Origin of the sequence: Paenibacillus sp. DP01, from assembly GCF_044784315.1 — a bacterium.
GTDB lineage: Bacteria > Bacillota > Bacilli > Paenibacillales > Paenibacillaceae > Paenibacillus > Paenibacillus polymyxa.
In genome coordinates this window covers 3,918,348-3,938,587 of record NZ_CP173059.1, presented here as the reverse complement: position 1 = coordinate 3,938,587, position 20,240 = coordinate 3,918,348, and the positions used below count along the sequence as shown (strand labels likewise).

At 44.8% G+C, this 20,240-nt stretch carries 19 protein-coding genes; 16 read left to right on the top strand and 3 right to left on the bottom strand.

Translation table 11 applies throughout. From position 1 onward, the window contains the following. The first annotated feature begins 40 nt into the window (after positions 1-40). The 4 genes from ACH59B_RS17215 (at position 41) to ACH59B_RS17200 (ending at position 5,190) form a co-directional block, all read left to right on the top strand. Complete coding sequence (locus tag ACH59B_RS17215) at positions 41-2,482, top strand: AraC family transcriptional regulator (protein ID WP_151256074.1); 2,442 nt, start codon at positions 41-43, stop codon at positions 2,480-2,482. 126 nt (positions 2,483-2,608) lie between these two features. Then, positions 2,609-3,616, top strand: a complete 1,008-nt coding sequence (locus ACH59B_RS17210) for a tripartite tricarboxylate transporter substrate binding protein (RefSeq protein WP_153794767.1) — start codon at positions 2,609-2,611, stop codon at positions 3,614-3,616. Positions 3,617-3,664: 48 nt separating this feature from the next. Next, complete coding sequence (gene kdgT, locus ACH59B_RS17205) at positions 3,665-4,666, top strand: 2-keto-3-deoxygluconate transporter (protein WP_017428226.1); 1,002 nt, start codon at positions 3,665-3,667, stop codon at positions 4,664-4,666. A gap of 170 nt (positions 4,667-4,836) precedes the next feature. Then, a complete protein-coding gene (locus ACH59B_RS17200; RefSeq protein ID WP_151256075.1) occupies positions 4,837-5,190 on the top strand; it encodes a hypothetical protein in 354 nt (117 codons plus the stop codon). An 84-nt stretch (positions 5,191-5,274) separates the two neighbouring features. Here ACH59B_RS17200 and ACH59B_RS17195 read toward each other — a convergent pair whose 3' ends face one another. Both ACH59B_RS17195 and fdhF read right to left on the bottom strand, forming a co-directional pair. Continuing rightward, positions 5,275-5,757 (bottom strand): DUF1641 domain-containing protein, encoded by a 483-nt coding sequence (locus ACH59B_RS17195; protein ID WP_151256076.1) that lies wholly within the window; start codon positions 5,755-5,757, stop codon positions 5,275-5,277. Positions 5,758-5,769: 12 nt separating this feature from the next. Beyond that, the gene (gene fdhF / locus ACH59B_RS17190; protein WP_404302209.1) at positions 5,770-8,712 is read right to left on the bottom strand and encodes a formate dehydrogenase subunit alpha; all 2,943 of its coding nucleotides are present in this window, start codon (positions 8,710-8,712) and stop codon (positions 5,770-5,772) included. Positions 8,713-9,313: 601 nt separating this feature from the next. Here fdhF and moaA point away from each other — a divergent pair. The 11 genes from moaA to ACH59B_RS17135 all read left to right on the top strand — a co-directional run bounded on the left by moaA (position 9,314) and on the right by ACH59B_RS17135 (position 17,754). Beyond that, the gene (gene moaA / locus ACH59B_RS17185) at positions 9,314-10,327 is read left to right on the top strand and encodes a GTP 3',8-cyclase MoaA (RefSeq protein ID WP_026065494.1); all 1,014 of its coding nucleotides are present in this window, start codon (positions 9,314-9,316) and stop codon (positions 10,325-10,327) included. 39 nt (positions 10,328-10,366) lie between these two features. After that, positions 10,367-11,179, top strand: coding sequence for a formate dehydrogenase accessory sulfurtransferase FdhD (gene fdhD / locus ACH59B_RS17180; protein WP_016821674.1), 813 nt, complete (start codon positions 10,367-10,369; stop codon positions 11,177-11,179). 133 nt (positions 11,180-11,312) lie between these two features. Beyond that, positions 11,313-11,561: a MoaD/ThiS family protein gene (locus ACH59B_RS17175; protein ID WP_016821673.1), complete on the top strand. Its 249-nt coding sequence runs from the start codon at positions 11,313-11,315 to the stop codon at positions 11,559-11,561. Between the two features lie 59 nt (positions 11,562-11,620). Next, positions 11,621-12,325 carry a molybdenum cofactor biosynthesis protein MoaE gene (locus tag ACH59B_RS17170; RefSeq protein ID WP_153795030.1) on the top strand — a complete coding sequence of 235 codons (705 nt, stop codon included), beginning with the start codon at positions 11,621-11,623 and terminating at the stop codon, positions 12,323-12,325. 90 nt (positions 12,326-12,415) lie between these two features. Next, entirely contained in the window at positions 12,416-13,495 is a 1,080-nt protein-coding gene (locus tag ACH59B_RS17165; RefSeq protein ID WP_017428221.1) for a thiazole biosynthesis adenylyltransferase ThiF, read from the top strand. 75 nt (positions 13,496-13,570) lie between these two features. Further along, a complete protein-coding gene (modA, locus tag ACH59B_RS17160) occupies positions 13,571-14,392 on the top strand; it encodes a molybdate ABC transporter substrate-binding protein (protein WP_017428220.1) in 822 nt (273 codons plus the stop codon). Positions 14,393-14,419: 27 nt separating this feature from the next. Beyond that, on the top strand, positions 14,420-15,085 hold the full coding sequence (modB, locus tag ACH59B_RS17155; protein WP_016821669.1) for a molybdate ABC transporter permease subunit: 666 nt from the start codon (positions 14,420-14,422) through the stop codon (positions 15,083-15,085). A 185-nt stretch (positions 15,086-15,270) separates the two neighbouring features. Further along, positions 15,271-15,618 carry a DUF2294 domain-containing protein gene (locus ACH59B_RS17150; protein ID WP_016821668.1) on the top strand — a complete coding sequence of 116 codons (348 nt, stop codon included), beginning with the start codon at positions 15,271-15,273 and terminating at the stop codon, positions 15,616-15,618. A gap of 100 nt (positions 15,619-15,718) precedes the next feature. Next, on the top strand, positions 15,719-16,456 hold the full coding sequence (locus tag ACH59B_RS17145; protein WP_017428219.1) for a tRNA(His) guanylyltransferase Thg1 family protein: 738 nt from the start codon (positions 15,719-15,721) through the stop codon (positions 16,454-16,456). 3 nt (positions 16,457-16,459) lie between these two features. Beyond that, on the top strand, positions 16,460-16,897 hold the full coding sequence (locus tag ACH59B_RS17140) for an AAA family ATPase (protein ID WP_017428218.1): 438 nt from the start codon (positions 16,460-16,462) through the stop codon (positions 16,895-16,897). 26 nt (positions 16,898-16,923) lie between these two features. Next, positions 16,924-17,754: a siderophore biosynthesis protein gene (locus tag ACH59B_RS17135; protein WP_404302205.1), complete on the top strand. Its 831-nt coding sequence runs from the start codon at positions 16,924-16,926 to the stop codon at positions 17,752-17,754. Between the two features lie 37 nt (positions 17,755-17,791). On the opposite strand, the gene ACH59B_RS17130 is transcribed toward ACH59B_RS17135, so the two are convergent. Next, the gene (locus ACH59B_RS17130) at positions 17,792-18,280 is read right to left on the bottom strand and encodes a hypothetical protein (RefSeq protein WP_404302203.1); all 489 of its coding nucleotides are present in this window, start codon (positions 18,278-18,280) and stop codon (positions 17,792-17,794) included. Positions 18,281-18,617: 337 nt separating this feature from the next. Here ACH59B_RS17130 and ACH59B_RS17125 point away from each other — a divergent pair, with 337 nt between their 5' ends. Continuing rightward, complete coding sequence (locus tag ACH59B_RS17125; protein WP_240753019.1) at positions 18,618-20,084, top strand: Ig-like domain-containing protein; 1,467 nt, start codon at positions 18,618-18,620, stop codon at positions 20,082-20,084. Positions 20,085-20,240 lie beyond the last annotated feature (156 nt).

Sequence of the window (20,240 nt, the reverse complement as noted above, 5' to 3'; positions counted from 1 at the left end):
TGTAAAGGTAATATGTCATCTAATATTGAGTAAGAGGAAGATGGACAACGTAGTCCGGAAGGATGAAGTTACAGGAATGTTGCGACTTAAGCTTCGATTGATACTGAAAAATAAGCAGACAAGACTGATTCTGCTGCTCACGCTGTGCGTGTCGCTCGTGATCAGCGTGATCGGCTTGCTATCGTATTCAAGATACCGTGAAGGTTTGGATACCGAGCTGAATACACCTAATATAGAATTGTTGCAAATCAATCTGGATGTGACTAATCGGGCTTTTCGTGAGTCGGATAACAAGGCACTGGATGCGGCTTATTATCCGGATGTAGAGTCTTTTATACGTATTTATGCGGATGGAAAATCGGTATCCAACAAAGCCTCCGTTATCGAACGACTTCAGAAATATTTGAAAACCCTTTCTTCACACGAAGAAATTTATTCGATTGAAGTCATTTCTTTGGATAATCATGCTCTCGTGTCCAGCAATTATGGTTATTTGCCCGATTGGAATCAAGCACCGGATACAACCTGGGTTCCCTGGATTCAGGACATTCAAAAAAAGCCGCTATTGATTAAGCGGAGATGGTATGGTACTGATCAACAGCATGGCACGATAGAGCTGCTCTCGCTGGCTAGACCTATAGTAGAGAATGGACAGGTCAGGGGTGCGGTGTTAATCAATCTGGATTACGACCGTTTTTTCTCCAAACTGTATATTCATTTATCCAACTCGCAATACGTCTATGATCTGGAGGGCGAGCTGATCTATCCCAAACTGAGATCGTCCATACCCTTAAATGATATGGGCAGGGTTTTGAAAGAGTTGGATGTGAATCCTTATGCTTATGTAGAAATTGGAGATATGGAATATATGGCGAACCAGACCTTCTCCGATGTTACAGGCTGGCGTCTAGTCTCCCTCGTACCGATGGACAAGCTACTGAAAAATGTAAAACTTGCGCGCAATATGATGTTGTGGCTGGCCTTGATCTCTATCCTGGCTGGGTGCTCGGCGGTATACTATTACAGTTATGCCGCTTTTCGCCCTATGAAAAAAATTAATAGTCTCTTGAATTCAGGCAACAAGGGAACGCGTCAGGGAGGATTGTATGATCTGGAACCCGTGATTAGCAAGTTGGTTGGAGAATTTCACCGCAAATCATTGGTGGTAGAGCGAAGCTTGCCGGAGCTGCGTTCCAAATATATAGAAGATGTCTTCCAGCGTAGAATGGGTGTGCAGGAAATGCGTACGAAATGGGAACAGTATTTTTCCGATTGGGACCATAATTCTTTGGTTGTTATGATCGTGTCGATTGATCGGTATTCTACGTGGAGCGCAAGCTTTCCGGAAGAGGATAAAATGCTACTTAAATATGCGCTGAACAATATTTTGCTGGAGATGCTTGAGCCTCATTGGAAAGCAGTTAGTGCGCCAGAGGAAGAGAGTGGTTTGGTTGTACTGCTGCAGTTTAGGGAAAGCACATATGAAGTTGAAGCGGAGGGGGCTGCTAAAGAGAGAGCATGGCTTCGCAACAGCGTTGACAGGCTAATTCAGGTTGTTGCTGAGCATCTTCCTTTGACGATTTCGGTAGGGATTGGCCATAGGGTCACAGATATTCAAGAGGCACGGGCGTCTTTTATAAAAGGAAAAGAGGCGCTTAATTTACGTTTGTATGAGGGATATGGACGTTCACATATGAATATGAACAGCAGCACAAATGTGAAACGGGATTGCATAGTGGATGTGCAGTCACAGGATCAGGCTCAGGATGCAAGATTACTGGACCATCGGCGTGTGGATCTGATTCGTGCTGTGGAGTCGCAGGAACCTGGTGCAAGTGCAAAGCTAGTCAGCCAGTGGGTAGAAGAACTTCGACTCTTTAGGACATCTCCAAACCAGGTCTACCTATTTGTTCATGAACTACTGGAAGATTTGCTAAAATGGTGTACCACTCAAAGCGTGACTCCGCCAGATCTGCTCGCTGATTATCATTGGAATCAGATTCTGACGCTAGACCTTCAAGACATTGAGGCGCTGCTGGCCATCATGTTGACTGATATAGAAGAGAAATGGCATGGACGCCAACAGTCCAAAGATTTTGTACGTGTACAAGAGATGATCGACTATATGGAACGTCACTTGCATTTGAACATCGGGCTTCAGGAAATTGCGGATCATGTTCACATGAGCGTGTCCTCGGTGAGTAGTATGTTCAAAGAGGAAACGGGGACTACCGTATATGATTATTTGACTGGATTACGTGTCAAAAAGGCATGCATATTGCTGTGTGAAACGCATTTGAAAATTGGTGAAATTGCAGAGCAGGTCGGGTACCGAAACGAGAACAGTTTTATTCGTGTATTCCGCAAGTATAAGCAAGTGACCCCAGGGAAATTCAGACAAATCAACAAATCTTCTAATGAATATGCAAATCGGTCAAAAGATCGGCGCTTTGGTGGAATAGAAGATAAACACGAAGATTAGACGATAGATGTGGGCCTCCACGTTGCGGTACATTGACTTCATGTAAGCGCGAACAAATGACCGAAAACGTTGGAGGTGACGGCGGGCGTAATAGGCCCAGTTTATTTGTGGAGAAGAGGAAGCGTAATGAAGAAAAAGCCATGGCAAAAATATGTGCTGGTTGCGGCAGGAGTGGCTATGCTTTCTGCCTTGAGTATCAGTGAATATGTGGATCACCGCGCCCTGCAGGATCACAGTCGTATATTTCCTGCGAAGCCAGTAACGCTTGTCGTTCCATATGCGGCGGGGGGCGGTACAGATATTACCGCAAGAGCGTTGGCAAAAGCCGCCGAAAAGCATCTCGGGCAGCCGATCATCGTCGTTAATCGAACAGGTGGCGGCGGTTCTGTCGGCCTGATGGAGGGAGCTGAGGCGCAGGCAGACGGTTACACCGTAACGTATCTGGTCGCTGAACTGACTACATTACCACATTTGGGACTGCTACCCATCACCTATGATCGTTTTAAGCCGCTGCTTCAAACCAATATGGACCCTTCTGCCATTACGGTTCGGGCGGATGCGCCGTGGAAGACAGCGGAGGCATTTCTGGAGGATGCTAGGGCCCATCCAGGCAAGCTGAAAATGGGGAACGCAGGCACAGGTAGTATATGGCACCTAGCTGCCGCGATGCTGGAGCAGAAAAGCGGAGTCCGCTTCACCCATATCCCTTATGAGGGAGCAGGCCCAGCAGTTTCTGCTTTAATGAGCGGATTCGTGGACGCTGTACCTGTCAGTCCCGCAGAGGTGAAGAAATACGTGGACGATGGGAAACTTCGCATACTGGCGATCCAGGCAGACATCATTTCGGAAGCGTTTCCAAAAGTGCCAACACTTCAGCAGGCGACAGGGCTACGTGTCCATTTTATAGGCACCTGGAGAGGGCTGGCTGTACCTAAGGATACACCGAATGAGGTGGCTCAAACGTTGGCGGATGCACTGATCAAGGGGACGAAAGACGAGGAATTTAGGGAGGAAATGCGAAAACATGGATTGGGATTGCGTGTCCAGGATGCAGAGGCATTCGCGCGTCTACTGAAGGATAGTCATGATACTTTCGCAAAACTGATTCCTGAGCTCGGCTTAAGCCGCAAGTAAAACGGCCTTGTTTTTGCATTGGCAAAAACGAAAGGGTTGAATGAAGTTATGAAAATCAAACAAAACATCGATAAAATTCCAGGGGGCATTATGCTGGTGCCGCTGTTTATCGGCGCACTTTTTCATACATTTACTCCATGGGCAGGCGACTATTTTGGATCTTTTACCAAGGGATTGATGACCGGTACGGTGCCCATTTTGGCAGTGTGGTTTTTTTGTATGGGTGCTTCCATAGATGTGCGAGCGACAGGCACCGTATTGCGTAAATCAGGAACGCTCGTATTGACTAAAATCGCGGTCGCTTGGGTCGTGGCGATCATTGCGTCTAGATTGCTGCCTGTTGGCGGCGTAGAAAGTGGGCTATTTGCAGGTTTGTCGGTGCTGGCGCTGATCTCGGCTATGGATATGACGAACGGCGGTCTCTACGCCTCCATTATGCAGCAGTATGGCTCCAAGGAAGAGGCAGGAGCATTCGTGCTGATGTCACTGGAATCAGGTCCACTGGTGACTATGCTTATTCTAGGGAGTACCGGGCTGGCCGTTTTTGAACCGCAAACATTTGTCGGGGCCGTATTACCGTTTTTGGTCGGCTTTATGTTGGGCAATCTGGATCATGATTTCCGTAAATATTTTGGAAACGCGACACAAGCTCTTATTCCATTTTTTGGATTTGCGTTGGGGTGTTCCATTGACCTGAGTGTTATTGTCCAGACAGGTGTGTTAGGTATTTTGTTGGGTGTTTTTGTAATTATCTTTACAGGTATTCCATTGATTCTGGCGGACAAATATATTGGGGGTGGCAACGGTACGGCAGGGATTGCAGCCTCCAGCACCGCAGGTGCAGCAGTAGCGAATCCAGTCATTGTTGCCAATATCAAGCCTGAATTTTTACCTGTTGCCCAATCTGCAACGGCATTAGTAGCCGCTTCGGTCATAGTGACCTCCATTTTGGTGCCAATTCTGACGGCATACTGGGCCAATTATATGAAGCGCAAGGGGAAGTCAAAAGGAGCGGGGCCTGTAACTCCAGGGGCGAATGTACCTAAATGAGGATTTTGCAAAAATCCTGAAATAAAATTTAAGTAATGAGGACTCAATTGGCCGACGTTACCATTACCCGGGAAATGCTGTTACAGTTATAATTACACCTTCCATCCTAACATGATAAAACTTGTCCTAAAACGCTTCTGCCAACATACATATGTAAGCAGAGGAGCGTGATGGAATTGGAAGACAAGGTGCGTCGCTATTACCAGTTAAAGCAAAAGCAAAAAGAAATTGAAGGTGAACTGACTGATTTGCGCAATGACATTACCGCCCATTGTGCAGAGCAGGAAGTATCCGATTGGGAAATTGGCAACTACCGAGTCAGGGTTGTACAGCAGCACCGCAAGGAATACGATCATGCGAAATTGTATGATTCATTGCCTGATCCTCAATTATGGCGTTTGTTTTCCAAGCCGGACACTTCAAAAATTTCCAGCTTGCTAAAACTTAAGGTTATCGCGGAGGAGCAAATAAAAGATGCCGTTTCTCTTAAAACAGTGACCTTGTTGCAGGTGGATAAAAAATAAATAAAAAGAGCTGCCCCGTTTTTTTCGGAGCCAGCTCTTTTTATTATCTGTGGTTAGTAGCCTTCCACTTTCATATCTATTAAGCTATTTATCAGACAAACCTTTTCCCACGCCCTTGAGAAAATGAATACCGAACCCCATTGCCCGGTTTACATCTGGATCATTCATTGCCTTCATAAGATCACGCAGCCGCGTCTTTTTATTCCGCTTTAGGTGCTCTTCGGCTTCATTCAGGCCCGTAGTGACGCTGCTTGCCAGTTTTTTCATCAGCTCAGGGTCTACCTCGGACAGCATCCCTGCTGCATCCATCAGATTATTGATGATGTTCGTCACAGGCTTGCGCGTCGCTTGTCCTACAGCGATTTTGGCAATGGTTTCTTTGGCTTTTAGCATAGACTGAGCTGCTTCGAGAAGACCACTGTCATGCAGTTCACGTACAATTTCAAGCGTCTTCTGCAATGCTGCCCTATTGTCTGCCAGGTCGGCAGTAAGTTGATCCAGCGATTGTTTTTGCCGTTCTTCTGCTGTCAATATACGTTTTCTCACAATTGAAATAGGCTTAGCCATGGTTCGACCTCCTTATTTTTGATCTACCAAATCGATATAACCGGGACGATTCCACTTACGGTTCACTTCAACCCCATTTTGCGGATGCCGCTTTTTATAACGTGGATTGATATGTGGGAGTGGATTTTGACCATCGAATTCCAAAACTTGCATCCGTACTTTGGTTTGTTTATAGGCAGGTGTACGGGTGACTACATCAAATGCTCCACCAGTTAATAGATTGACAGCACCCTCATGACTGGTAGAGTGCATCGGTACATAAATTTCTGTTCCTTGTACCCGGTCCGTCACCAGAACATGCAGCTTGACCGCCCCATAGGGAGATTCCAGTCGAACCAGCGATCCGTCTGTAACTCCGCGCTCCTCTGCCAACTCAGGGGACACTTCCACAAATACTTTTGGGAGTTTGAGCTGAAGGCCTGTTGACTTTGTCGTCATATTCCCTTCGTGAAACTGTTCGAGCAGTCGGCCATTATTTAAGGTCAGATCGAATTCAGCGGGATACTCTTTTGGTGGTACATATTCGAAGAGTCCCAAGCGTGCTTTTTTATCTGGAAAGTTAAAGCCGTTGGTATGCAGAAGCGGAGTGTTGCTACCATCCGGCGATCCCCAATGGAAGCTGTTCCAGCCTTCCAATACGTCATAATTACATTGGGAGAAAAATGGAGTGAGCGCCGCCATTTCCTCAAAAATTTCACTCGGATGACTGTAATCCCAATCAAATCCCATGTGCTTGGCAAATTGGCTGAAAATCCACCAATCCGGTTTGCTGTCTCCTACAGGGCGGAGGGCCTCATATAAACGCTGTACACGACGTTCGGTGTTCGTAAAGGTACCGTCCTTTTCGAGTGAAGGTACAGCTGGCAAAATGACATCAGCGAATTCAGCTGTCTTGCTCAGAAATACATCCTGAACGACAAGGAAATCCAAATTCGCCAGCATTTCTTGGGTATGATTGGAGTCTGCATCCACCCATGCCATTTCTTCTCCAGCGATATACATACCTTTGAGCTTACCCGTCTCAATGGCTTCCAGCATTTGAATGTTGTCCAGTCCGCGCTGGCTTGGAATTTGTACGCCGTAGGCCGCTTCGAACTTGGACCGAATGGCATCGTTCGTTACGGGCTGATAGCCAGGAAAAATATCTGGCATGGTACCCATATCGGCAGAACCCTGAACATTGTTATGTCCTCGAAGCGGATATGCGCCTGCACCTGGACGCATAAAGTTGCCAGTCACCAGCAGCAGGTTAGCAATCGCGATCGAAGTGTAAGAGCCTGCGATGTTTTGCGTCACGCCCATGCCCCAGCAAATGGCCGTGCCATCCGCTTCGTGAATCATGGTCGCTACCTGAATGAGCGTCTCTTGGGAAATACCAGTTTCCTGCTCAGCGAATTCCAGGGTGAAGTTCTCCAGCAATTTCAAATATTCAGGATAGAAATTTACATGTTTCTCAATGAATTTAGCATCATGCCAGTTTTGCTCAATGATGTATTTGGCTACAGCGGATAACCATACATAATCAGTACCTTGCTTCGGACGCATGAACAAATCTGCGCGTTCTGCCATTTCATGCTTGCGCAGGTCGACGGAGATCAACTTTTGACCATGCAGCTTATGCGCACGTTTGATGCGGGTAGCCAGCACGGGATGTCCTTCTCCCGGCGCACAGCCGACTAGTATGACCAAACCTGCGGAGGCAATGTCTTTAATCGTGCCACTGTCGCCGCCGATGCCTCCGGTATATTGTAGCCCCCATGATGCAGGAGATTGGCAATACCGTGAGCAGTTATCAACGTTATTCGTTTGGAACACCTGACGAGCCAGCTTTTGCATCAGATAATTTTCTTCGTTGGTAAATTTGGATGAAGAAATAAAACCGAGTGCCTCGCCTCCGTAGGTTTCTTTGATAGCTCCCATTTTGCTGGCCATCAGGCTCAAGGCTTCTTCCCAGGTTGCTTCCACGAATTCGTCTCCTTGACGAATTAAAGGCGAGGTCAAACGTTGATCGCTATTCACAAAATCCCAGCCGAATTTCCCTTTGACGCATGTCGAAATGCCGTTAACAGGCCCCTCAGAGGTAGGCTGTACCTTCAAAATTTTGCGGCCTTTGGTCCAAACCTCAAAGCTGCAACCTACACCGCAAAACGTGCAGACGGTTTTAGTTTTTTTCGTGCGTGTTTCACGCATCGCTGCTTCAGCTTCCGAAATTGCAAAAATACCGCTGTAGCCTGGCTCCACTTCCTTAATTAGATCAACCATTGGATTTAATAAATCCTTATTTATGCCGCTCATGAAGCCGGCCTCTCCCAGCATGGACTTTTCCATCAAGGCGTTACATGGACAGACCGTTACACACTGACCGCAGCTGACGCAGGAGGAATCGTTAATGGCAACTCCATCGTCCCAGATCACGCGAGGGCGTTCAGCCTCCCAGTCGAGGGACAGTGTTTCATTGACCTGCAGGTTCTGACATACCTCTACGCATTGGCCGCATGCAATACATTGATTGGGATCATAGCGGTAAAAAGGGTGGGACATATCTACTTCTGTGGGATCAACCTTCGGTCGATATGGATATTTTTGATGTTCAATTTCCATAAGCTCTGCGGTGTTATGCAGTTTACAATTACCGTTGTTGTTATCGCACACCGTGCAGTAGAGGAGGTGATTCTCCAGCAAACGGTCCATAGCCTCGGTTTGTGCCGCATTTGCGCGATCTGAATGTAAATGAATATCCATTCCATTTGTAGCAAGCGTTGAGCAGGAACGCATAAGCTTTCCGTCCACTTCCACAATACATGTGTCACAGGTGCGGATTGGATCCACTTCGGGAACGTAACACAGTTGGGGGTGGGCAATATTGTTTTCGTTGATCACTTCAAGAATGGTTGCACTGCTATTCGTTTTCAGTTCCTGTCCGTTTAATGTAATTTTGATCGTATTATCCGCCACGGTTCAGGCTCCTTTCAGATTTTGAATTTTAAAATTGGGAACAAAAAAACTCCACCATAAACACAAGTGCTCGTGTTTAAGCACTTGTGTTTATGGTGGAGTAGTGACCAAGCTCTAGGTCCTGGAGGCCAATCCGCCATTGGAGTATGTATTAATACCAGACAGTACGCACCGCCTGTATATCAATAAATTGAATATGTCATTTTCTGCATGTCATCTGGTGTAACTATAGCGTAAAATTTAAGATAGTTCAACGGTGATTTATTAAAATTTTTAATTGATAATGATTATCAATTGAGAAAGCGAAAAATCATTGACAAACGTTCCAGGATTGCTAACAATAGGAATGTATCTATTTGAGAGCATTCGTGAATGGAGTGTACGTGGGAATCGCGTATATTTTATTTGGCGCAGCGCTTGTTAGTTTGATTTTTCTATATCACATGATGTGAGGATTCGTAAAATCCTGATGTAGATAAATTAACCGGCATTTAGCAGATTCTTCGATATTCATAAGCGAAGAAGTTGTTGTGATGCCGGTTTTTTGGTTCAGTTTACAGTTAAAAGAGATTTATTAATGAGACGGATTGAGGTGAACGGGATGGCGAACCGCAGCGACGATCAATGGAATCGTCCGTTACGGGACTTGAGAATATCCGTCATAGACCGATGTAATTTTCGGTGCCGATATTGTATGCCTGAAGAAATATTTGGCCATGACTATCCGTTTTTGCCAAAAGAAAAAATATTGACCTTTGCGGAAATTACCCGCCTCTCTCGTATCTTTGTCTCGCTCGGCGTTACAAAGCTGCGTATTACTGGGGGTGAGCCGTTGCTGAGGAAAGATTTGTCCTCGCTCATTCATTCGTTAACTCAACTCGATGGGGTTGAAGATATTGCTATGACGACGAACGGTGTATTTTTGCCTAAATATGCAGCGTCACTACGGGAGGCGGGGCTGAAGAGAGTGACGGTTAGTCTGGATTCGCTGGATGACGGTCGATTCCGCCGCATGAACGGGGGGAGAAGCAGTGTAAAGGCAGTGCTGGAAGGTATTGAAGCTGCAGCTCAAGCGGGAATGCAGGTGAAAATAAATATGGTCGTGCAAAAGGGCTTTAACGATCAGGATATTGTACCTATGGCCGACTATTTTCAAAAGAAAAAGCATATTTTGCGCTTTGTTGAGTTTATGGATGTAGGTAACACCAATGGCTGGAAATTGGATCAGGTTGTTTCCAAGCAGCAGATCATCGAAACCATCCATGAGCACATGCCGTTAGAACCTGTTCCACCCCAATACAAAGGTGAGGTGGCGACGCGCTACAGGTATCTGGACAGAGACGGGGAAATCGGCATCATTTCATCCGTTACGGACGCTTTCTGCTCCACATGTACACGGGCGAGAATTTCTGCTGAGGGCTCCTTGTACACATGCCTGTTTGCGTCCAAAGGGTACAAGCTTCGCACGATGCTGCGGTCCGAGCAATCCGATGATGAGATTAGATCTTACATTGAGCGTGTTTGGAGAGGACGTACCGACCGCTATTCAGAGGAACGATTGACTCATACGAAGCAAGCATCGTCCAAAATTGAAATGTCACATATCGGCGGGTGACCGAAGAGCCAGCCTGTCAGAAACAAGGGAGTTGAGCACATGGAAAAGCCGGCTGAGGTAAAACGCGAGATCCTACGTTATCGGGACGGTCAGATCAAGCGTTTTGAAGACACAGTGGTGACGGAGTATCCAGTGACCATTAAAATCAATCAGCAGGAATTTGCCACCATGGTTTGTACACCAGAGTATGTAGAGGATATGGTAGTAGGCTTTTTGGCCTCTGAAGGCGTCATTCAACGGTATGATGATATCGAAGATATTTGGGTTCAGGAAAAAGAAGGTTTTGTTCATATTAAAACCCGTCGGATGAATGAGTTTTATCAAAACTTTCATTCCAAACGATACATTACCTCCTGCTGCGGAAAAAGTAGACAGGGATTTTACTTTATAAATGATGCTAAAGTGGCAAAAAGAATGAATGATGCCCATGTTACGGTGTCTTTTGATGACTGTTTCCGCCTGATGAATTTGATGCAAACCTCGGCACATACGTTTCAGGAGACGGGTGGCGTTCACAATGCTGCGCTGTGTGACAAAGACGGAATAATCCTGTCCAGAATGGATATCGGCCGCCACAATGCGCTTGATAAAATCTATGGGCACTGCCTAAAGCATGATATTATATTACAAGATAAAATCATCGTATTCAGTGGGCGCATCTCGTCTGAAATCTTGTTGAAGGTTGCGAAAATTGGTTGTGAGGTTGTTTTGTCCAAGTCAGCTCCCACAGAGCTTGCACTTGAATTAGCAGAGGATCTGGGGATTACTACCATCGGTTTTATACGAAGTCGTTCTTTGAATGTGTATACGCACACGGAGCGGATTGATGAACTGGTTGAATCTAAAATATAATATAAAAATATCAATGTAGACCATCATAGTTAACCAGCATGGAATAAAACCTTTCGAGGTATTAGTTCATGTTGGTTTTTCTTGGTGTATATGCGATGGTTAGTCCTTGTACTGAAAGGGGGGAACCTACTTAATGAACTATCATATTCAAGTATTTGCCGGACTTGCAGAGCTGATGGGAAGGCCTATGATTACGGTGCCTGCTGATCAGGAGACGATGACCGTCAACGCATTAAAAGACTTGTTGTCCCAATATTTCCCTGAAGCAGCGGCCCAGTTGCAGGGAGCTTTTGTTGCCAGAAATCAAGCCTATGTCGCTCCAGAGGATCTGGTTAGTATACATGATGAAATTGCGATTATTCCTCCGGTTTCAGGAGGATAAGCTCCAGTAACAGGCTAGGTGAATTCGATAGATAAGGGAACAAAGGGGGTCAGATGAATATGCAATACCATATTCAATTATTCGCAGGTATGGCGGAGCAATTTGGTGACGTGCTCACTGTGGAACTTTCACAGGAAACGGTGACCATTGCAGACATTCAAACAAGGCTGAATGAGTTGTACCCGGAGATAGCTTCACAACTGTCTAGTTGTTTTTTTACCCATCATCAAAAGTTGGCTTCTCCAGATGAACTTGTGCTTCCAACAGACGCAATTGCTCTTCATCAGTCAGCTCCCGGAATGGAGACGGTCGTTTCTAAATGCGGATTATATGCTATTACCTACGACCCGATTGATGCCAATGAGGTAACCTCAAAGGTACTCGACCCTTCTCATGGGGCTTCATTGACCTTTAATGGCACGACTCGGGAATTTACACAAGGTCAGCGAACGGTGCTGCTTGAATATGAAGCATATGTGCCGATGGCGATGAACACGATGAAGCAAATTGGTGACGAAATTGCTGATCGCTGGCCGTCAACGCGCACTGCCATTACACATCGGCTTGGTACGGTAAGGATTGGAGAGACCAGTGTCGTGATTGCTGTTTCTGCTGCACACCGTGATACTTGCTACGAGGCCAGTCGCCATGCTATTGAACGCTTGAAGCAAATCGTACCAATTTGGAAAAAGGAAGTGTGGGAGGATGGCTCCGAGTGGAAGGGGCACCAGCTGGGTGGCTGGAATCCTCATAACACCCCATAACTTTTGAGTTAGGCGGGACATCTGAACTTTTATCTTGTCTGATCGACTTGCAGCAATTAATGGATTAGAAGTATGGGGGCGTAAATAACGATGTCTGAAATGAAAAAGGACCCAAAAACGGATGCGGATGCAGAAGCACACACGCAGGCGTCCCACGCCAGATATTCAAGACAAGAATTATTCGGAAAGATCGGGCCGACAGGACAACAAAATATCCGCAGCAAGCATGTGTTAATGGTAGGTGCTGGAGCACTAGGAACGGCCAACGCGGACATGCTGGTGCGAGCGGGCATCGGACGATTGACGCTGGTAGATCGAGATTATGTAGACTGGAGTAACCTACAACGCCAGCAGCTCTACGACGAAGCAGATGCTCGTGAACAGATACCCAAGGCAGTGGCCGCCCAGAGGCGATTGCAGCAAATCAATTCGGACGTGGACATCCGTGCGCTAGTCCAAGACGTATCACTAGAGGAAATCGGCGACATTGCAGCAGGAGTGGACCTCATCGTAGATGCCACTGACAATTTCGATACACGTCTGCTTATTAACGATTACGCCGTCAAGCACCAAATCCCCTGGATTTATGGAGCGTGTGTAGGTAGTTACGGAACAACCTTTACGATCGTTCCAGGACAGACACCCTGTCTGCATTGCCTGCTCGGAACCGTACCGCTCGGCGGCGCAACCTGTGATACGGTCGGTGTGATCAGCCCGGCTGTACAGATGGTGGCAGCTTACCAAAGTGCCGAAGCATTGAAGCTGCTCACTGGGGACAATTCAGCCTTGCAGGGCAAGCTGATTTCCTTCGATCTATGGAATAATCAACATCAGGCGATCCAAATCAGCGCCATGAAAAAAACGGATTGCTCGACGTGTGGAGAGCATCCGGTGTATCCATTTCTACAATTGGAGCATCAGGCTAAAACGGCTGTACTGTGCGGACGTGATACGGTTCAGATCCGACCGGTCACGGGCTCTGTACGCAATCTGAACGAAGCGGCCCGTCTGCTATCCCGTCAGGGGGGCCAAGTGGAGCATAATCCATATCTAGTATCCGTTGTCATTGGAATGCATCGGTTGGTTCTTTTTCAGGATGGACGTGTTCTGATCCATGGCACCAAGGATATCGCCGAGGCGAGGTCTATTTATCACAAATATTTGGGTTAACCCAATAGATTCAGACCTTAATGAGCTGCGCACTGTCACCTCATTACGGAATATAGAGGACAGGGGAAGAACAAGTTGAAAAAGAAATTCGGGTACATATTCACATTCGTTGGATTGTTGGCATGGGTTCTGGCTGGATGCTCGTCTCCGGCTGCTGTACAGTCGACAGCGCCTGCAGCCAAAACAGAGTTGATCGTATCTGCCGCTGCGAGTCTTCAAGATAGTCTGAATACGCTCAAGGAACAGTATGAAAAGCAGCACCCAGATATCAAGCTTACCTTTAACTATGCGTCATCCGGTACTTTACAGAAACAAATTGAGCAGGGTGCACCCGCTGACGTATTTATTTCGGCAGGTATGAAGCAAATGAAGGCTTTAACCGATGCATCATTAGTGGAAAAAGATAGCGTACTGCTTCAAAATAAACTGGTTGTGGTTGTTCCGCAAGATAAAGCCAAGAGCACAGACAACAAGGGTATTACACTCAATGATCTGACAAGTCCTTCTTATATGAAGCTTGCCGTTGGGGAGCCTACTACCGTTCCGGCCGGACAGTATTCCAAAGAATCGCTGACAAAGGCCGGATTATGGGACAAGCTGGAACCGAAAATGGTATTCGCCAAAGACGTAAGACAGGTATTAAATTATGTTGAAACAGGCAATGCCGATGCTGGACTCGTTTATTTGACGGATGCCAAATCATCCGATAAAACGGTCGTAGCGCTAGAAGTACCTGAGGAATTGCACGCACCTATCCTGTATCCAGAAGGCATCGTAAAGGCAACCAAGCACAGCAAGGAAGCGGGCGAGTTTGTTGACTTTCTGCGTACAGATGAAGCCATGAGCGTATTTAGTAAAGATGGATTTTCAGCTCCAGCAGAAACAACCGGGAAATAGAATTCACAGATAAAGGAGGGGGTCCCGTTGGATTGGTCGGCTTTTCTTCCTCCGGTTATCGTATCTGTTAAAGTCGCTGTCGTTGCCAGCATCATTGTCTTTTTATTAGCAACTGTGGTAGCTCGGATGATGGCGAACTGCAAGCTGCGGAGAGGAATCAGTGTGATTGAGACCGTTCTACTTCTTCCACTTGTTTTGCCTCCCACTGTTGTCGGCTTTATATTGCTCATCTTGCTGGGAAGGAAAAGTTGGATTGGCGCTGCCTTTGAAAGCCTGTTCCAGCAGACGATTGTATTTACATGGGGAGCCGCAGTGGTGGCGGCGGTAGTTGTTGCTTTTCCACTGGCTTATCGGACGATCAAAGCAGGTTTTGAAGCTGTAGAACCCGAAGTAGAGCAGGCTGCACGTGCGCAAGGTGCCAACGAATGGCAAGTGTTTCGCCATATTACGATGCCCCTTGCCTACCGACCGCTTATTTCAGGGTACATTCTCGGATTTGCCCGAGGGTTAGGGGAATTTGGTGCTACACTGATGCTTGCGGGTAATATTCCTGAACAGACTCAAACCCTGCCTACGGCGATTTACACCGCGTCCGAGGTCGGAAATATGACACTCTCCTGGAGCTGGGTAGCCGTCATTATCCTATTCTCTTTTATCATGTTGATGCTATCGAATCGACTGGTGAAGGACTAGTCCGTTTGGATTCAGTAATATACGCAGTCTGTCCGATCGGGCGGGCTGCGTTTTCTTTTCTATGACGTTCAATGGTAAGCATGTTCCAAGAATCACTTTCGCTTCATCTCTGTTTTATATGATAGGAATCGGTTATGATGGAAATAGTAACAAGGATTTTAGTAGATTTAGGAGAGCGGTGCGATATGAGAAAGGAAACGGGTTTTAACGAAATTATTCGAAAAGTACGTAAAGAGCTATTTGGAAAAGGCCCGGAACGCATACATACAACCTTTGTAGATAATATGGCCATCACAATGCTATACGGTAATTTAACTCCATCCGAAAAGTTTCTTGCGCAAGAGGATGCAGGAAGAGAGATGGTGCATGCAGCTCGAACCAAAATGGTACAAAAAATCTATCCTGTACAGTTCAATAAAGAACTGGAGGATTATATGGATTCCCGCTTACTGCATTTATTTTCAGATATTAAAGTGGAAGAAGATATAGCCATCTCCGTTTTTGTTTTTGAGGATAATATTGCTGTGAAATAAAAAGAGAAGGTGAAACCGACATTGGATTGTATATTGTTGGGGAGTTCAGCAGCACCTTTGATTAATAGATACTATGAAAAGCGAAGGAGCTACATAGTTTATGAAAAAAGATGATTTTGGAAATAGAATGAAGGAATATGAAAATGCTTATAGATTAAGTTTACCCCGCCGTTTACCCGTAATTATCAGAATCGATGGTGCTCATTTTCATACCTTTACACGTGGGATGACGAAACCTTTTGATGAGAAGCTAATCTTTGCGTTATGGGAGACGTGCAAATATCTGGCCTATAATATTATGGGATGTAAACTGGTGTACCATCAGAGTGATGAAATCTCTCTGCTTCTTACGAATTACGACAAATTAACGACACAATCATGGTTTGAAAATAATCTTCAAAAGATGGTGTCTATATCTGCCTCTCTGGCTACTGCCAAATTTAACGAGGAAATCCAGAAAGTTTATCCGGATAAGCCTCTAGCTACTTTTGATGCAAGAGCATGGGTTTTGCCTCACGATGAGGTTGCAAACTACTTTCTATGGAGACAACAAGACGCTACTAAAAACAGCATTTCTATGGTAGCTCAAGCTCATTTCAGGCATTCAGAACTACAAGGATTGAACGGAAATCAGCTTCAAGACAAGCTTTTTGTGGAAAAAGGACTGAACTGGAATGACCTTCCGGTCTGGCAAAAGCGGGGAATCTGCATTACCAAACAACAGTATAACAAAGGAGAAGCCGTCAGAAGCAAGTGGGATGTTGATCATGACACACCAATCTTTTCACAAAATAGAGATTATATTAACCATTATGTATACCTGGACAAGGATGTGTGAGGTTTGGAGTGTGTCATTTTTATAGGAATTCAGGCTTCGGGCAAGTCGGCTTTTTATAAAGAACGATTCTTCAAAACACATATGCGGATAAATCTTGATATGCTTAAAACACGGAATAGGGAAAATATGTACCTTCAGACCTCCATCGAAACGATGCAGCGTTTTGTAGTGGACAATACCAATCCCACAGTCGAAGAACGAAAGAAATATATAGATGCTTGTAAAAACAAGGGATTTAAAATCATTGGCTACTACTTTGAACCTGATTATGCTGAATCTATTAAGCGTAATGAGCAGCGCACAGGCAAAGAGTATATTCCTGAAATCGGTATTAAAAGTGTAATGAGTAAACTAGAGGTCCCAAGTTACGAAGAAGGATTTGATGAAATTTACAGCGTGATTTCGAGTGAAGGGACGTTTCGGATCGAAAAGCAACCATAGAACCGTACAATTTAGGAGGAGCATCCATGAACATACCAGAGAGATTTATCAAACGTTTTCCAGCATACGAGGACGTATTTGCCAGCGATCTTGAACATCACCGCAAGCACTTTCTGCCAATTTGCTCGATTAACCTCCAATTCTTATTTCCAGAGCAGGACGAGTGGCTTCATTTTGTTTCCGTAAAAGAAATCCACGAAGGCTGTGTGGGTGAAAATACTCAGCAATTTCATACCTTATATACCAAGGAAGATATGCTGGGATTCGATGTAATTGACGGCAAATACAAATTTGAAGCAGACTGGAATTATTTTAGTCTTCATCAGAAAGCGCAGTTGGAGGCTACCTATGAAGCGCTGAAATCTACCGGAGATAAAGCGTACCTACGTATGAAGAGAGAAGTCATGGCACTGGACGGACTGGAACAGGTGTACATAGCTAATGAACAAGACTACGAAGCTCGCAAAGCATTTTTCCTGGAAAACCATAAAATTTGTCCATATTCCTCCTTTGGAGAGGCCAAAAAGTCTGTGGAAGAGCTCACTCACGATTTTGAGGAAAAACAATCCAGTGGTTGGGGGCTAAGCTTTCCCGAAGTCAACGGTATTCTGGATGACATCGCATTTCAGTCTGATGAGGCCCAAAGCTACATCAAGGAATATGACGAATCCTTGGAAGAAATGCTCAAGTTCGAGCAAACCAATCTGCTTCATGTGCCTAAACGTGCCAATGGTGAGACATTTACCTATATCGGTTCTTTCACCGGATATTATTTTCAAGCGTTTGGAGCCGATAAGGTTTACTTATTTTATGATAGAGAATTAAGGAAAGCGATAATTTGCTTCGAGTATTCCTAGGATATAGAAAAAGCTCCCGAGATGGGAGCTTTAAAATTTATTTCTTATTGATCTTCACATCGTGCTCTTTAGCCAGTGTGTTAACCTGTTCACCAAAATCTCTGAAGAGCTTTTTACCCTCGCTAAGCTTGGTGTTACTTTCATTAATTAAGTTTAGATCTCCTTTTTCCAACGCATCGATCATCGTAATGAGTGCTTCTTTTTGAGTGCTAACCGCCTTGATGTAGGTTTCGTGGACGGCCCGTACCTCAGGAGTTTCCGTCTTTACTGCTTCAACTTTATCGAGGTATTTGGTGTATTCTGGGATAATATTATCTCGTAACGTATTATATAGTGTTTCATCATCTGTGAAGTTATCCCCGGTCACAGATTCATATTTTTCAGTTACTGCTTTTTCATCTTGTGTTAACGGAAGCATTCCATCATTCACATAGGTAATTAAATCTTTTTTTACCGGATCGGTAGAGCAAGCTGCCAAAATTGAAAAGCAACACAATACTAACATAAATATACTAAGTTTTTTCATCTGTATTCCCCTTTTTCTATGTATGTTTATGGGTAATTAGATATATTAATTAGTCTAAAAGAACTACCCATATCAGTTTATTATATCGTATAAATAAGAGAATGGTAGGGTTTTTATGGTAAAAAAGTGTCTGAAGTAAGTCTATTATCCTAGTATTATCATTTAATCTAAGGATTCTAGAGTTTTCTATTTTAGGAAATGACGACTAAAAATATTTGCTACAATATATTCCATTAGAACCAAGAATGTTTTATGATAGAGACAACAGCCTAGAAGATACCCTGATTCTCCAGGGAATAGCGGGAATTCCTTAAACCATTTGAGAGGGGATTTCAGTATGAAGAGGTTCAGAAAGGCTATTTCAGTTATGCTAAGCTTGATGCTCCTGTTTGCTTTTGGGATGACTGCAAACGCGAGTCAAGGTACAGAGTTGAACAAGGAAAAACAAGCTATTGAAGCTGATTCCAGTTTTCAGCTAACAACGAACAACGAAGATGTTATTGAGCATTTAACCCGGGTGGACAAGCCTGAAGGTATTACATCCTCCGTTTATAACATGCAGGAAAATATCAATTTTAAAGCACCAGAGACATTCTCTTTGAAAAGGGAGACCCTTCCTTCCCTGAAAGCTAGTCCAACGGCAGCCACAGCTTCTTCTGCTACGTATTCAGGTACAATTACAGAAGAGGGAGGCACACAGTTTTTATATCCGATTTATGTGAAGCCAGGTGAATTGTTGCAGGCACAGTTGGATGGTCCATTTTCAGAGCAGCTTGACTATGACTTATACTTGTACGAATTTGATATGACAACAGGGGATATCAACCCCAATGCTATTGACGCCTCCACCTATGGAACCTATTTTAACAAGTATGAACAGGGATCGGCATCAGTTCCTGAAAACGTAGGAAGCCGCAATGCTACCGGATCTGAGAAAGCTTACGCAGTTGCAGTCCATTCCAAAAAGGGATCGAGCATAAATGATCCTTTCTATTTAACCGTGGATGTAAACTCCCAATATGATGCCTATGAACCGGATGAGAGTGCTTTTCATGCCTATAACTTTACATTTAGTACAGGGGGATCTACCCTTAATTCACGCTCCATTCATTCAGGAATTGACAATGATTGGTATCAAATCACAATTCCTGCGAATCGCAATTATGATGGTTTGAATGTCAAACTGGACAGCACTTCGGAAAGCTACGGTTACAAAGCGGAAGTTTATGGGGCTCTTAGTGGCAACCAAATGGCGCTTCTGCCGCAAACCAATCATAATGTCACTTTGAATACGGGAACCTACTATGTGCGAGTGTACACCACAAACCAGTATTCACCCGACCATTTATATGCACTCACACTTAAACCAGTACTTCGGGCTGGAAAAATTGTAATTAACGGTTATGACTCTAAAAACGGTCCGAATGACTATCCATCCTACTCTTACGGTCGCCATTATCGGGTTAATGGAAACACCAGCCTGACTGTAAAGGGTGTTGTTACTACAACGGATAATTATCCAGTAGCAAATGCACCAGTTAATGTGACATGGTTGAACCAGAACTGGACTGAAAGCAGCGGGAATCGAACTCGTACAGGTACTGGTTATACGGATCAAAATGGAGCCTTTAGTGTGACCCTTTCCCTGCCGCATTCTACGGGAAGTATTGCAGAATACTTGTCTGGTCCCATAAGCTTTACACATTACTATGATCTTTCAGGTGTAGCTGCCCAGGTGTCAGGTACTTCACTTACAGCTACAGATATTGTATATCACTTTGCTTATAGCATTTATGGTGGTTGATGTACTGTCTATAAAGCAATGACAACGTCAGATTGTTTATTTTAACAATTTATATTCAGAGTCAGGATCTTGCTTCAAAAATTGTTCATTTTTAGGACAAAGCATATATTCATTCCATATATGCTTTGTCCGATATATATAGCAACAGGGTTACAT